This is a genomic window from Bacteroidales bacterium, assembly GCA_016707785.1.
In the GTDB taxonomy this organism is placed as follows: Bacteria; Bacteroidota; Bacteroidia; order Bacteroidales; family UBA4417; genus UBA4417.
In genome coordinates, this window is sequence record JADJGZ010000035.1 from 26,211 (window position 1) to 41,854 (window position 15,644).

Sequence of the window (15,644 nt, forward strand, 5' to 3'; positions counted from 1 at the left end):
AAAGTCGTTTTTGAAACAGAAATTACCTTTTAGCATTTATACTGAGCGTGTTGCGAACAATATTTTTATAGTGATCCTGTTCGGCTAAAGGATATTATAATTTTTATTCATTTGAATCGTTAACTTTATGGCATTCCCGATCAGATGAAGCTACTGAAACCCATATACCTGCTATTGTTTTTCACCCTGTTATTTTCTTCAGGGAAAATGAGTGCGCAGGATTATGTATGTATCTCGACAGATCCGGTAACAGGGCAGATCACCTTAACCTGGAGTTTCCCGAATAATACGGCTACAGTCGATTACTATTTCCTTCAGTGGAGCCTTACAAGCGGAAGCTGGAATAATACCGATTCCGTTGGGTTTGCCAGTCCATCGGCAGTAACAACATATACCGTTCCCGGCATCAATGGAAATAATAACCGATACTATTTCCGGATTTATGCGCAAAATACGAATACGACCGGTTTTGAAATCTGGCCTTCAAACATTTTCCTTACTGTAACAGAGATTAACAAAGGAATAGCAAAACTATCTTGGAATCCCGATTGGCTTGCATCTACCGGAACACACCATCTGCAACGACTTGATAATTCGCTTTGGAGAACCATTTACAGCATCCCCAATAATTTAGCTCATGCAAGTCTTTCCTATAATGACACTTTATCATTCCCCTATTGCGATACAACTGAAATCAAATACCGTGTCTCTTTTGAACAGGCATTCGGGGGCTGTTCTTCTATTTCAAACATTGATTCCGGAGAGTTTCTCGACACCTATACCCCCTCTAATCCTTCCGGAGACACTGTGAGCATTTACCGTGATCCTGCAGGGCCTTATACCGGTTGTCCAATCATCGGCTGGACAAAAAGTCCGGAGAAAGACATTGCCGGCTATATCATTTATAGGGAGGACCCTGTTTTTATTGCCATTGACACAATTCCTTCCGATTCAACTGTGTTTCTGGATAAGGCAGTGAAAGGCTGTCTGAAGTCTTACACCTATGCCCTTGCAGCCATTGACAGTTGCGGGAAAACAAGCTATGGCACCTATGTGCTTGCCCCACATAATATGGTTCTGGATTCCCTTTCCATTGACCCCTGCGAAAGAAAAGCCTATCTAAGGTGGAATGCTTACGATAATATGCCTGGCGGCCTGGGAGGGTATATCGTTTACCGTCAGATAAATTTTGGTAGTTTCACTGCAGTAGGGAACATTGCTCCTGGTATAACAAGCTTTTATGATTCTACACAATTCATCAACGGGAATGATTACACCTATTACATTCAGGCATTCAGCCAGACCGGAGCCGGGACTTCCTCCTCCTGTATGAAAAAAGTAACCTATCATGGCCCGGTCATACCGGATACCTTATACATCACCCAGGTGAATATTGCCAATAACAATGTTGTAGAAGTGGGATATTATTATTCTCCTCCCAACAGGATCAGGCAAATGGTCCTGGAGAGGTCTGATGATCCTTTGGGTCCATTTAGCCCCGTGGATACCCTGGGTGCAGCCACAGGCTTTTTCCTGCCTCAGCTATTCCAACTGGATGATCCCACAGCGAATGTAAATCAACAAAGCTATTATTACAGGCTCGCAATGATTGATAGCTGCAATAAAACTGCCATGTATTCGGAGAATGTTTCCCGCACTATTTTCCTGAATATTACGAGTCCTTCAACAGCCTACAATCTCCTTGAATGGAATGATTATTCCACCTGGTATAACGGGGTTGAGCAATACGAAGTTTACAGGACCCTGAATGGTGTTCCTGATCCATCTTCCCCGCTGGGCCTGGTGACGGGTATGCCTTACAGCTTCCAGGATAATTTACTGTCTGTATCCCCTACAGCCCAGGTTTGCTATTATATCCGTGCTGTTGAAAACCCCGGCAATCCGGTTGTATCCATTGCTTTTTCGATGTCGAACCTGGCATGTGTTATTCGGGAGCCCCTGTTTATCATGCCCACTGCATTCAATCCCGAAGGGACAAATTACAGGTTTCGGCCTATACAGGCATTTGTGGATCCGGATGCTTTCATGATGCAGATTTATAATAAATGGGGACAGAGAATTTTTGAGACTTCTGATATTGATGCCGGGTGGAATGGTATGGTGAAAGGCATTTTGGCCCCGGCAGATGTTTATGTATATTATATTAAATACAGATCATTACAAGGAGAAGACTACGAGAAAAGGGGGACAGTTGTTTTAATAAAGTAGTTACTGCAATTGCTAAAATGACAGACCATTGTCAGCCCACTTTTTTGTTGCCAGAACATTTCACTTATAATTTTGTTATCAATTTTTATATTAAAAACAATCAGATACTGAATTCGCAATTTAAACCCTATCCCGGATTAAAAATCTATGATCATTTCCCGAAAATTTTATCTGCGAAAATCAGATGAAAGTTTATTGAAAAATGACGGGAACCCTGAAAATCGATAGATAGAACAGGCAATAAAAAACAAACTTATGAGAAAAAACATTGGTCTTAGCTTCATTCTGCTTTTAGCAACTTCATTACTTTTCATCACCTGCAAAAAAGATTCATCCGAAGATGGCAAACTCGACCTTCTGCAGTTAGGCAACAGTAATATAGTGCCTTCTGACTGGGGAATCAGAGGATTTAATCACGCCGGCATGCCTATTATTCATCATCCGACCGATAATTTGTATGAATGGGATGAAAAAGACAATACATTTAATAAACTCGGGAATACGATTCCCAATGCTGTGCAGGTAGCAAATTCAAGAGTAGCACAGGATGCAAAAGGAGATTACTATTATCTTACAGGCTTGCAGGGTGATGTTTACATTTTAAACAAATCAACCAATCAGTGGGATTTATTAAACATAGCAGATGGTTATAAAAACAAAATGCTTGTGAATAATACAGGAGATATTCTGTTGTATATGGATAACAGGCCAATTGGCGGAAAAGAAAGCTATTATCTAAAGGCTTCCACCTCCTCCGATTGGGTGAAACTGATTGATAAACCCTCTGATATTGATGAAACAGCAGTTCCTGCTTTTTTGACTGATGACGGACTCGCCTATTTTAACTACGCCTCTTCTCCAGCAACGGTTGATGGAAGCGGAATTTATTCTGACATTGTACTAAACACTAAAACGGGTACATTTCACAAATTATTTGATAAGTCGGAACCAGATAATTTTCCAGTGACAGAAGGCTATATTTACAATGCATTTAACACTGATTGTATAACTTCAGAAGGTGTAATTTATGCTATAATCAACAGCACAACAAGTGCTACAGCGGCCATTTATAAACTTACTCCCGATGTACTTCCTGCCAAATTTGTAAAAATTCAGGATCTTGACCTAACCAGATTAGAAGAAGACGGTTATTTGAGTTTGCGCGGATATAAAATAAATGAAGCAACCGGGAAAGTGAAGATCAGGTTAAGCTGTATGAAAGGTTTATATTCTCACAAAAACATTGGCATTGCCAGCTTAGGTTCTTCAAGTATAAAAATTCTTGAACATGATGGTCCTCAACGAGGTTTTATATCAAGGCCCTGATGGTTCTGTTTTTGTGCAAAACTATCAAGGTTATATATATAAATGGAACTAAATACCGGTGATTTTACAAACACAGCCATTTATTCAGAAGCTAAATAGGTTTGCGATCCGCCAACCGGCGGATAAAATAACAACTCCCGGTATAACTCATTCTAAACAGCTTGGAAGTTGCAAACCAGGTAAGAATGAGTTTATAACAAGAAAAAAAAGATTTAATATCGATTCGTGAGTTAATAAATATGCATAAAAAAAATTGTCAGGCTGCCGCAAGGTGGCCTATTTTTTTGTTGAAAATGAAGAAGTTTTTATTAATTTAGAGCTGAGGTATAGAGTAATAAAATTTTGTTTATCCACTCATAAAGACAACTAGCATAAATTTTATGACTGCTATAAACGAAATATCCTGACACCAAACTCACACCACCTCTTCCGAAAACGCAAATGCCAATTTAAAGTGAGTTTTTTAAAATAGCTAAATCTAATTGTCCAAGTTCAAAGAAAAGCTTCTAAATTTTAAAATAATTGCATATTAACCTTTAATCTGATGGTTATGAAAAAATTAACTACTCTTTGGATCTGCTCATTTGCAGTAATAGTAATTGCATTGCTCCTTTCCAGCAGTTGCAAGAAGGATAAAGACAATTCTACTCCACAAGTGCCGGAATTTACCATAACTGCTGATACCGTCTGGCTTCAGGGAGGGGGAGATGGATTGCAATTCTTTGGTAAATGCACAAATGAGGATGTTAAGATGAATAAAGTGATCGTAACCTCTCCTCTCTCTGCCCAGACTTCCATCTTTGAATTAAATGGTATTTCGGTTGATAAAAACACCGAATTTTCTTTACAGGACAATAATGTTGCTTATTATAAAGAAGTCGGAACCTGGAGTTTTACTTTTTTGGGGAAACGTGCTTCAGATAATGAAAGCTTTTCGGTAAGTAAAACGCTTTTAATTTCTTCTAAATAATTGTGATCATGCCAACATAAAGCTTTAGTAAAAGCATTATTAAGTATACCCGTCACTATACCGAAACTACAGAATTCTGGATTCTTGAATTCTGGTTCGCCAACTGGCGGATGAATTCTTTTCACCCCTCCCATCAATATCATATCATACAAATCATCTATAAAAGAAATATAATAATTCACGCGTGGAATATCAAGAGCAATTTCTATCATTTATCCTTAACAATTTTTAATAAAGCCTTTCGTGAAATTTAATAAATTTGCACATTCAAAAAAAAGGCTATGTTCACTGATGATCAAAAATTTGCCGGCGAAGGACTGACTTACGATGACGTACTTTTGGTACCGGCATATTCTGAGGTTTTGCCACGGGAAGTTGACACCTCTTCGTTCTTTACCCGACGGATCCGGCTGAACATTCCGATTGTTTCGGCTGCTATGGATACGGTTACCGGGTCTACGATGGCAATCGCCATTGCCCAGGAAGGCGGGATTGGGGTGATGCACAAGAATATGAGCATCGAAGAGCAGGGTAACGAGGTATACAAGGTGAAACGTGCTGAAAATGGTATGATCATCGAACCTATTACCCTGAAAGAGGATGCACTGGTTGAAGATGCTCATAAGATTATGAGGGAATTCAAGATCGGGGGCATTCCCATTATCAATAACCATGGAATACTGGTAGGGATTGTCACCAACCGTGATCTTCGTTTCGAAAGGAATGCTTTGCGTCCTATTGCGGAGATCATGACCACCAATAACCTAATCACAACTACTGAATTCACGGATTTTGAAAAAGCTGCAGACATCCTGCAGGAGCATAAAATCGAGAAACTGCCTGTAGTGGATAAGGATTACCGGCTGGTTGGCCTTATCACCTACAAAGATATTATCAAGATCAAAGCCAGGCCCAACGCCTGTAAAGATGAGCATGGACGCCTAAGGGTTGCCGCTGCTGTGGGTGTAACCGGTGACACACTTGAACGTGTAACTGAATTGGTACGTCATTCGGTGGATGCTGTGGTGATTGATACCGCTCATGGCCACTCGAAAGGGGTTTTGGAAGCTGCCCTGATGGTAAAGAGGCATTTTCCTGACCTGGAGTTAATTATTGGAAATATAGCTACAGCAGAAGCCGCCCTGGCCCTTGCAAAAGCAGGAGCCGATGCAGTTAAAGTCGGAATTGGCCCGGGATCTATTTGCACCACACGTATAATTGCAGGGATAGGAGTTCCGCAGCTTTCAGCCATTTATGAAGTAGCAAAAGCATTAAAAGGAAGCGGGATACCGGTAATTGCCGACGGAGGAATCCGCTATACCGGCGATATCGTAAAAGCCCTGGCTGCAGGTGCACATTCCATTATGGCAGGATCACTCTTTGCCGGGGTGGATGAGTCACCCGGTGAAACCATCATTTACGAAGGACGAAAATACAAGACTTACAGGGGAATGGGGTCTATTGAAGCCATGCAAAAAGGTTCCAAAGACCGCTATTTCCAGGATGCGGAAGATGATATCAAGAAACTTGTTCCGGAAGGAATCGTTGGCAGGGTACCCTATAAAGGGACACTTTCAGAGGTAATTCACCAGATGGTCGGTGGATTGCGGGCAGGCATGGGCTATACCGGCTCTTCAAATATTGCAGAACTCCAGAAAGCCCGGTTCATAAAGATCTCAAGTGCAGGGGTCACTGAAAGCCATCCGCATGATATTACCATCACCAGTGAAGCACCCAATTACAGCAGGTAAGGAAATTGTTTAGCATCTGCATTCAGTATTGATGTGCCGGCCTTTTTCTTCATACATCCAAACCTCAGGACACCTGCCTTTCATGTAATAAAGAAACCATTCAGATTCATCTGTAAAAGAAAGACTATCTATAATAAACCCAACAATGAAAAGGATACTACCCGTTATTTTCTTTTTGCTTTTAACCGGCATTTCAATTAAGCCATCATTTGCCCAGACTAATGATCCTGTAATGATACAGGTTGCTGACGAATCCATTACCCAAGGAGAATTTTTGAGAGTTTACCAGAAGAACAACACTAAAGGTGAAGCCCTTGAACGCCAGGCCCTCGAAGAATATCTTGAACTGTATATCAATTTCAGGCTTAAAGTAAAAGAAGCGATGTCGTTGGGGATGGATACCATCAAATCATTCCGTGATGAGCTCTCCTCCTATCGCAGGCAATTAGCTCAACCTTATCTTATTGATGATAAATCGATTGAAGCTCTCGTACAGGAAGCGTACAATCGCAAACTTTATGATATCAGGGCCAGCCATATCCTGCTGAAGGTCGACAGGATGGCTTCTGCAGCTGATACACTTGCTGCCTGGAATAAGATCATGGAACTCAGGAAAAGGATCATGAAAGGAGAAGATTTCGGTAAACTAGCCATGGAGGCTTCTGAAGATCCATCAGCAAAAGACCGTATGTCGGAAGGCCGGAATGTTAAAGGAAACCACGGCGACCTGGGCTATTTTACCGCTTTCGACATGGTTTATCCTTTCGAAAATGCAGCGTATAAATGTAAGATCGGAGAAGTTACCCAGCCAGTAAGAACCGATTACGGTTACCACCTGATCAAGGTAACAGATAAACTTCCGGCAATGGGGAAAGTCCAGATTGCCCATATCATGATGGTATTCCCTAAAAAAGCCTCAGTGGATGATTCACTCAAAGTGGCTGATTCCGCCAATATGGCCTATAAACTATTACAATCCGGCACCGAATTCGCCACAGTTGTAAAGCAGTTCACCGACGACAAGAGCACTGCCGATAAAGGGGGGTTGCTTCCCTGGTTTGGAGTTAACCGCATGCTTCCTGAATTTATCCAGGCAATCAGCAAACTCAGGAAAAATGGCGATTTTACAGAGCCTTTCCAGACAGATTATGGTTGGCATATCCTCAAACTGAATGACAGAAAACCCATTCCTGGATTCGATGAGGATAAGGATGAACTCAAAACAAAGGTGAATAAGAATGACAGGGTGGTTCAATCACAGGATGCCTTTGTTAAACAGGTGAGAAATGAATATGGATTCCGCGAGGATCTTACTGCTATGAGGGAATTGAAGACCGTTGTCACCGATTCAATTTTCAATGCCAGCTGGACTTCCAGGGAAGCAGGCGCATTAACAAAAACCATCTTTACCATCGGAACAAAAAATGTTACTCAGACCGATTTTGCTGAATTCCTTGCGAAGAATCAGAAAAAAGGACCCAAACATGATATTGCAGCTTATATCGAGACCCAATACACTGATTTTGTAGATGAATCAATTATTAAATATGCTGATAATCAGCTTGAAAACAAATATCCTGACTTCAAAGCTTTGATGACAGAGTACCATGATGGCATCCTGTTATTCGACCTTACCGACAAAAAAGTCTGGACCAAAGCTGTTAAGGATACCATTGGTTTACAATCATTCTATGAGGAAACCAAGAAAAACTACATGTGGGATCAAAGGCTGGAAGCTTCCATTTTCACCATCAAGGATATGAGTGCCGTTAAATTACTGAAGAAGATGACTAAAAAAGGGCTTCCGGATGATGTGATACTGGCTGCCATAAACAAAGACACCATTCAGAAAGTAACTGTAGAGCGTAAGAAATTTATCCGCGGAGAAAATGCCATTATCGACAGCCTTGACTGGAAACCTTCCATTACCGGGCCATTTACAACTTCCTCCGGAAAGAATGTACTCACTGTTATTCATAGGGTTGTAAGTCCGGAACCTAAACTGCTGAGTGAAGCCCGGGGATTGATCACGGCCGATTATCAAAATTATCTTGAAAAGGAATGGATTGCCGAACTAAGGTCTAAATATCCGGTGAAAGTGAATAAGGATGTTTTCAATGCTATTTTCATTAAATGATAAGGAACCTACTGGTATTTTTTACTTGTGCCCTGTTTGTATCAGCCTGCAACTTATTGCCCAAAAAGCAGGACAGTAAGGGCTCGGTTGCACGTGTTTATGATAAATACCTTTATGCCAAAGAGCTGAATGGTCTTGTACCCGCAGGCACCAGTAGCAAAGACAGCCTCAATATCACCCAGAATTACATCAATAACTGGATTCGGCAGGAATTGCTTCTTCACCAGGCTGAAGCAAATCTTGATGATATTCAGATGAATTTCACACAACAAGTTGAACAGTACAGGAATTCCCTGATCATCTTCCAATATGAATCGGAGTTGGTTAAGCAAAAGCTTGATACCAATATTACCATGCAGGAGATTGAGGATTACTATAAGCAAAATCAAAGCAATTTCCTGCTTCATGAAAACATCATCCGGAACATATATGTTTCTGTTAGAAAGAGTTCTCCTCATCTTCCCCGTTTCCGCCAACTTATACGAAGTGAAAGAGATGCCGATAAGGAGAAACTCATGGAATTCTGCCAGATGTATGCCGAAACCTATCAGCTTGACGATCAGGCCTGGACTTCCTTCAACGAATTTGTGTCTAAAGTGCCTGTAGCGGCAGAAGATCAGAGAAGTTTCCTGGAACGCAATCCCTACTTTGAAGTTCAGGATTCTACCTTCCAATACCTTGTACGAATAAAAGAGTTTAAAATAAAAGAGAGTGTTTCACCGTTGAGTTTTGAGGCAGCCAATATCAGGGTTATCCTTTTGAATAAGCGGAAATCGGAAATGCTTAGCCGAATGGAGGAAGATCTGTTCAAAGCTGCTCAACAGAAGAAAAATATTGAAATCTACTAACGACTGATCCAAATACGATGATTAAGCAAGTATTCCTGATTGCCCTGGCCTTCCTACTGGTATTAATAGTAAAACCTGTTTCCAGCCAGGACAAGGTCATAGATGAGATCGTTGCAGTCGTCGGCAGTCATCCGATACTGCTTTCTGATGTTGAAAATCAGTATCAGCAGGCGCGTATTCAGGGTACAATAGGTGATCCTGTAATGCTTAGGTGCAGAATATTTGAGGATCTGCTCTTTCAGAAATTATTGTTATATCAATCGGAAGTGGATAGCCTTGTTGTGGATGACGACCAGGTAAATGGTGAGTTGGACAGGCGATTACGTTATTATATTCAACAGTTTGGTTCCCAGGAGAAACTGGAAGATTTTTATGATAAGTCAATTGTTGAATTCAAGGCTGAATTGCGGGAACCGCTTCGCCAGGAAATGCTTGCTGCCCAGCAACAGGGTAAAATCACGGAAAATATCAAGGTCACCCCTTCGGAAATAAAGGCATTTTTTCATCAACTCCCCCCCGACAGTGTGCCTATCATCCCTACTGAATATGAAATTGCCCAAATCGTTAAACAGCCTCCTATCAGCCAGGAAGAGCTAACAGCAGCAAGGGAAAAGATCAGCGGACTGAGAGAGCGTATCCTGAAAGGTGAGAAATTTGCCACCCTTGCTATCCTTTATTCTGAAGACCCCGGGTCAGCTACCAAGGGTGGTGAACTGGGATTGTTCGGGAGAGGAACAATGTATCCGGAGTTCGAAGCTGCTGCCTTCAACCTGAAAAGTAAATCAGATGTTTCAGAAATCATCAAGACCAAAGCTGGTTTCCATATTCTTCAACTTATAGAACGAAAAGGTGAATTTGTAAACATCAGGCATATTCTTATTGTCCCGAAGGTTTCTACCCTCGACCTGATGAAAGCAAGCAGTAAACTCGACAGTATTGCTGAACTGATCAGAATTGATTCCATCACTTTTGATAAAGCAGTTAAAAAATATAGTGATGATCCCGGCAGGGTGAATGGCGGCCTGCTTCAGAATGCCAATAGCGGAAATACACGCTGGCCTGCTGATGAACTGGATCCAAAAGTTTTCTTCATCATCGACAAGTTGAAAGTAGGGGAAACCTCCGCGGCTATTCCTTATACCACTGATGATGGAACCCAGGCATACCGTTTGCTTAACCTGAAACTTCGCACCGATCCCCACAGGGCTAATCTTAAGGATGACTATAATACCATTCAGGAATGGGCCTTGAATAAAAAGAAAGAAGAAGCAATGGGGAAATGGATCGGGGAAAAATCAAAAACAGCCTATATCCGCCTCAACGACAAGTATAAAAATTGCGAATTGAAGTATGAGTGGAATAGGGATTAGTTAATTCGACAATTCGACAATTCGACAATTTGAAAATTTGAAAATTTGAAAATTTGAGTAGGAAATGTGGAGATTGGGGAGAGATAATGAGAGAGTGTGGAGAGTGGAGTTGGGGGGGGGGGGGGTTGTGGTGGTGGGGGGGGGGGGGTGTGGGGGGGTTGGTGGGGGGGGGGGGTTGGGAAATGGGAAGGGTTGGGCCAGCGGCGGAGGTCTTGAATAACTAGCGCCCCCTTTCCAAGGGGTGTCCGCCTGAGGCGGACGGGGGATTTTTGCGATCTTCGTATATATCACAGTATCACCAAAAAGGATATTAAGAAGTGACGATTAAAATTGAGATAATAAGCTGATTAAATTGAAGAATAGAAACACAGATTTTAGCCGATAGATAAAAATTTGACAATCTGCTTAAGTATTAATTCATATTTTGCGAGTGCCTGTAAAGGAGTGTTCAACTAACAAGTAACCAAATCAAGATCGATTCATGACCCCATATAAATCAGATACAGAAGCCCTGGATGCCTTCGTTGTAAAATACAACGAACTAAGGAAGGAGATCGGCAAAGTGATTGTCGGGCAGGATGAAGTTGTAAAAAACGTCCTGATTGCTATTTTCAGCAAAGGACATGGCTTGCTTGTAGGGGTTCCGGGTCTGGCAAAGACTCTCATGGTAAATACGATCAGCCGTGCACTGGGACTTACCTATAGCCGTATACAGTTTACGCCCGACTTAATGCCCAGTGATATCATTGGAACGGAAATCCTCGATGAAAACCGTCATTTTAAATTCATCAAGGGTCCTGTTTTTGCCAATATTATCCTCGCTGATGAAATCAACCGCACTCCGCCCAAAACACAGAGTGCATTGTTGGAGGCCATGCAGGAAAAAGCTGTAACAGTTGCAGGGATCAACCATAAACTTGAAGAGCCTTTTTTTGTATTGGCAACACAAAACCCAATTGAGCAGGAAGGCACCTATCCCCTTCCTGAAGCCCAGCTTGACCGATTCATGTTCAATATCTGGCTGGATTATCCTTCCTTTGAAGAAGAAATCAGGGTGGTGAAAACTACAACAGCCAATTATGTAGCAGATATAAAAGTGATTCTGCAGGCTGATGAAATTGTATACTTCCAGGATCTGATCCGCAGAATTCCTGTTGCTGACAATGTTTACGAATATGCTGTAAAACTGGCTGCCAGGACACGTCCTGGTACTACAAGTGCACATCCCTGGGCAAATGATTACCTCACATGGGGCGCCGGTCCACGTGCCTCCCAATACCTGATCCTGGGCGCAAAATGCCATGCTGCAGTTAATGGTAAATACTCCCCGGATATTGAAGATGTTATGGCTATTTCTACCGCTATATTAAGACATCGTATTGTCCGCAATTACAAAGCGGAAGCCGAAGGAATCAAAGAAGAACATATTGTAAAAGAGTTTCTGAAATAGGCAGGGCAGAGGAGGATAAGGGGGCCCCCCCTCCATTCTGCGGCTGTTGTCTTCCACCCCCCCACAAAATTCCCTTGATTTAAGAATGTCGATTAACCCCGCCTGAATGCGAAAAACCACCCCAAAACAACAAACCCCCCGGGGGGGGGGGGATTTTTGATTTTTGAAGTGCTTTACTTCTAAATTCTCAATTCGTTGATCTTCATTCGTTAATCAATATTACTTCCTGTTTTCAGACTTCCTATTATTCGTTGTACTTTTACACTAAAATCGTTTTTCGCTTTTCATTCCTCAATACACCCCATGCCATTTTCATCCCTGGGCCTTTCAAAAGCCCTCATAGAAGTGATTGCTGAACAAAACTATGCTCAGCCCTACCCTATTCAGCTGGAGGCCATCCCTGCCATTCTGAAAGGCAAAGACCTGCTTGGGATTGCCCGAACAGGCTCAGGTAAAACAGCGGGCTATGTATTGCCTATACTGGAAATGTTGCAGCATCAGGAACCGACGAAAAACAGGTATATAAAAACCCTTGTTCTTGTACCATCAAGGGAACTTGCTGTCCAGGTGGGAGAGGTTTTTCAGTTGTTTGCATCCCGACTTCCCCGAAAGGTTAAGATCCGTTCTGTTTTTGGAGGGGTCTCCGTTAATCCCCAGATGATGCAGATGATAGGTACCGATATCCTTGTTGCCACTCCCGGACGCCTGCTCGACCTGGTTTCCTCCAATGCTGTGAAACTCTCAAAAGTGAACACATTGGTAGTGGATGAAGCTGATAAAATGCTTAATCTTGGCTTTAAAGAGGAAATGAATTCAATATTTACGCTCTTACCGGCAGAAAGACAGAACCTCCTTTTCTCGGCTACATTAAGTAATGAAGTAATTACTATCAAGGAATTGCTTTTGAAGGATCCGGGAATTATCCGGATAGATGAGGAAGACACCTATATCGAACACATCAGGCAGGTTGGCTATTACATTGAAAATGAGCGGAAAGGTCCTCTTTTACGGTATCTCATCAAAAAAGAGAATATGCAGCAGGTGCTGGTCTTTGTTTCTTCCATCAAACGTGCAGACAATGTTGTAAACAAGCTTTATATAAATGGGATAGATGCAGAAGCTTTGCATAGTGAGCGCAGCCAGGGAGGAAGGACCACTGCATTGAAAAATTTCAAATCAGGAAAACTAAGGGTACTGGTCGCAACAGATCTTGCTTCCCGCGGACTGGACATCCAATTCCTTCCCTATGTCATAAATTATGAATTGCCACGCTCTCCCAAGGATTATATTCATCGCATAGGCCGGACCGGACGGGCTGAATCGTCAGGAACAGCTATTTCCCTTATTTGTCCCGAGGATATTCAACATTTTAAAGTAATCCAGAAAAAAATGGGCCGTATTGTAGATATGACTGAGACCTTTGACCTGGATTTAAGGGGATACTAGAAATCTAGTCACAAATAACAGGGAGTCAGATACTCTTTCACGGGTCGTTATTCTCAAAATCCAATTGTTAATGAATTGGATTGTCGATTAACGATTTTTGATTTTTGAAGTGCTTTACTTCTAAATTCCGAATTCGTTGATCTTCATTCGTTAATCAAAATTGCTCCTTGAATTCAGATTGTCGATTAACGATCTTTGATTTTTGAAGTGCTTTACTTCTAAATTCCGAATTCGTTGATCTTCATTCGTTAATCAAAATTGCTCCTTGAATTTAGATTGTCGATTAACGATCTTTGATTTTTGAAGTGCTTTACTTCTAAATTCCAAATTCGTTGATCTTCATTCGTTAATCAAAATTGCTCCTTGAATTCAGATTGTCGACTAACCTTTGCTTTTCATGTGATTTCTCGTTATCAGTCTCTGCGATCTGAGGCAAGCTATTCACTGTGATTTTGAAGTGCTTTACTTCTAAATTCTCAATTCGTTGATCTTCAATCGCTAATCAAAATTGCTCCTTGAATTTGGATTGTCGATTAACGATCTTTGATTTTTGAAGTGCTTTACTTCTAAATTCTCAATTCGTTGATCTTCAATCGTTAATCAAAATTGCTCCTTGAATTTGGATTGTCGATTAACGATCTTTGATTTTTGAAGTGCTTTACTTCTAAATTCTGAATTCGTTAATCTTCAATCGCTAATCATTATTTGATCATCAAATGCAATGATAAATCCAGCTTTACCTGAACAGCTTGATGATATCGTTTCCGTTGGCAAAGATCAGTAAGGCAAACAAGAGTACCATTCCAACAATCTGGGCATATTCCAGGAATTTATCACTGGGTTTACGTCCGCTGATAATTTCGAACAGCAGGAATAGTACATGCCCGCCATCGAGTGCAGGGATAGGCAATACATTCAGGATTGCAAGCATGATCGACAGGAAGGCTGTCAGGCCCCAGAATGCTTCCCAATCCCAGGTAGAAGGGAATATCTTCCCAATGGTAATAAAGCCGCCTACCGATTCGTATGCCTTTACTTCAGGCGAAAAGATCAGCTTTAGTTGCTTCAGGTAATTGCCAACTCCCCTGTAAGCCTTTTTAATGCCTGCGGGCACCGCTTCTATGATATTATAATGATGTTCTTTGAACGTAAAATAGCCGATCGGTGGTTTGGGTGCAATACCTAGCATACCTGTTTCAGGGACTTTAACGATCATCCTGGCGGTATCGGCTCCCCTGAGGGCAACAACTGTCACTTCCTGGTTCTTTTTCTTGCCCAATTCTGTTTTAAACTGGTCAAAGTAAGGGGTTGAAAGCTCATTCAGACCGATGATCTTATCACCGACTTTAATACCTGCGCCCGGAGCAATTGAACCTTTAGCAAAATCCGCTACTTCGAAAGGAATCCTGACACTGATAAATTCAGGTGACTGGTGCTTAATAAGTTTCGAGATAAAGCCCTGTGGAACTTTAAGATCGAGCTTTTGACCTTCTCTTTCAACCTGGATGCTTTGTGCATTGTCGAGAATAATTCGCCCGGGGATTTTAAAGAAATCTTCAACCTCTTCATTATTGACACTCAAAATTTTGTCGCCATTCTGCAAGCCAAGCAATTGTCCGACAGAATCCACAGTAATCCCGTACTTCACCTCTTTGGTTGGCAGGTACTCTTCTCCCCATGCGGCAAGGGTGATAATATAAATCCCGATGGCAAGGAGAATATTCACAGTTACACCACCCAACATGATTATCAGCCGCTGCCAAGCCGGTTTAGAGCGGAATTCCCATGGCTGGGGCGGGAGTTTCATGGCTTCCTTGTCCATGGATTCATCAATCATTCCTGAGATTTTCACATAGCCACCCAATGGTAACCAACCTACTCCATATTCTGTATCTCCCTTCTTAAACTTGAACAATGAGAACCAGGGATCGAAAAAGAGATAAAATTTCTCCACGCGTGTTTTAAAGATCCTGGCAGCCAGAAAATGTCCGAACTCGTGAAAGATCACGAGAATTGAAAGGCTTAATAAGAGCTGTGCGGCTTTGATAAGTATGATCATGAATGGCAATTCTATTTGTTATTACTTTTTAGTGCTGGGTGCTGGGTGCTGGGTGCTG

At 41.7% G+C, this 15,644-nt stretch carries 10 protein-coding genes; 9 read left to right on the top strand and 1 reads right to left on the bottom strand.

Going from position 1 to position 15,644, the window contains the following annotated elements:
- The first annotated feature begins 144 nt into the window (after positions 1-144).
- The 9 genes from IPH84_16225 to IPH84_16265 all read left to right on the top strand — a co-directional run bounded on the left by IPH84_16225 (position 145) and on the right by IPH84_16265 (position 13,527).
- Positions 145-2,229: a gliding motility-associated C-terminal domain-containing protein gene (locus IPH84_16225; GenBank protein MBK7174734.1), complete on the top strand. Its 2,085-nt coding sequence runs from the start codon at positions 145-147 to the stop codon at positions 2,227-2,229.
- Between the two features lie 255 nt (positions 2,230-2,484).
- Positions 2,485-3,555 (top strand): hypothetical protein, encoded by a 1,071-nt coding sequence (locus tag IPH84_16230; protein MBK7174735.1) that lies wholly within the window; start codon positions 2,485-2,487, stop codon positions 3,553-3,555.
- A 550-nt stretch (positions 3,556-4,105) separates the two neighbouring features.
- A complete protein-coding gene (locus IPH84_16235) occupies positions 4,106-4,525 on the top strand; it encodes a hypothetical protein (protein MBK7174736.1) in 420 nt (139 codons plus the stop codon).
- 281 nt (positions 4,526-4,806) lie between these two features.
- A complete protein-coding gene (gene guaB, locus IPH84_16240; GenBank protein MBK7174737.1) occupies positions 4,807-6,276 on the top strand; it encodes an IMP dehydrogenase in 1,470 nt (489 codons plus the stop codon).
- A gap of 145 nt (positions 6,277-6,421) precedes the next feature.
- The gene (locus IPH84_16245) at positions 6,422-8,413 is read left to right on the top strand and encodes a peptidylprolyl isomerase (protein MBK7174738.1); all 1,992 of its coding nucleotides are present in this window, start codon (positions 6,422-6,424) and stop codon (positions 8,411-8,413) included.
- Complete coding sequence (locus IPH84_16250; protein ID MBK7174739.1) at positions 8,410-9,261, top strand: hypothetical protein; 852 nt, start codon at positions 8,410-8,412, stop codon at positions 9,259-9,261. The genes IPH84_16245 and IPH84_16250 overlap by 4 nt, the downstream gene beginning before the upstream one ends.
- Before the next feature lie 17 nt (positions 9,262-9,278).
- Positions 9,279-10,631, top strand: a complete 1,353-nt coding sequence (locus IPH84_16255) for a peptidylprolyl isomerase (GenBank protein ID MBK7174740.1) — start codon at positions 9,279-9,281, stop codon at positions 10,629-10,631.
- 481 nt (positions 10,632-11,112) lie between these two features.
- Entirely contained in the window at positions 11,113-12,081 is a 969-nt protein-coding gene (locus IPH84_16260; GenBank protein MBK7174741.1) for an AAA family ATPase, read from the top strand.
- Between the two features lie 303 nt (positions 12,082-12,384).
- Positions 12,385-13,527, top strand: a complete 1,143-nt coding sequence (locus tag IPH84_16265; protein MBK7174742.1) for a DEAD/DEAH box helicase — start codon at positions 12,385-12,387, stop codon at positions 13,525-13,527.
- 736 nt (positions 13,528-14,263) lie between these two features.
- Here the strand turns inward: IPH84_16265 and rseP are convergent.
- Positions 14,264-15,586: an RIP metalloprotease RseP gene (gene rseP / locus IPH84_16270; GenBank protein MBK7174743.1), complete on the bottom strand. Its 1,323-nt coding sequence runs from the start codon at positions 15,584-15,586 to the stop codon at positions 14,264-14,266.
- Positions 15,587-15,644 lie beyond the last annotated feature (58 nt).

Bases quoted from the DNA above. Each gene is read 5' to 3' on its own strand.
- IPH84_16260 (MBK7174741.1), top strand. From the start codon at position 11,113: ATGACCCCATATAAATCAGATACAGAAGCCCTGGATGCCTTCGTTGTA.
- rseP (MBK7174743.1), bottom strand. From the start codon at position 15,586: ATGATCATACTTATCAAAGCCGCACAGCTCTTATTAAGCCTTTCAATT.
- IPH84_16255 (MBK7174740.1), top strand. From the start codon at position 9,279: ATGATTAAGCAAGTATTCCTGATTGCCCTGGCCTTCCTACTGGTATTA.
- IPH84_16235 (MBK7174736.1), top strand. From the start codon at position 4,106: ATGAAAAAATTAACTACTCTTTGGATCTGCTCATTTGCAGTAATAGTA.
- IPH84_16265 (MBK7174742.1), top strand. From the start codon at position 12,385: ATGCCATTTTCATCCCTGGGCCTTTCAAAAGCCCTCATAGAAGTGATT.
- IPH84_16230 (MBK7174735.1), top strand. From the start codon at position 2,485: ATGAGAAAAAACATTGGTCTTAGCTTCATTCTGCTTTTAGCAACTTCA.
- guaB (MBK7174737.1), top strand. From the start codon at position 4,807: ATGTTCACTGATGATCAAAAATTTGCCGGCGAAGGACTGACTTACGAT.
- IPH84_16250 (MBK7174739.1), top strand. From the start codon at position 8,410: ATGATAAGGAACCTACTGGTATTTTTTACTTGTGCCCTGTTTGTATCA.
- IPH84_16245 (MBK7174738.1), top strand. From the start codon at position 6,422: ATGAAAAGGATACTACCCGTTATTTTCTTTTTGCTTTTAACCGGCATT.
- IPH84_16225 (MBK7174734.1), top strand. From the start codon at position 145: ATGAAGCTACTGAAACCCATATACCTGCTATTGTTTTTCACCCTGTTA.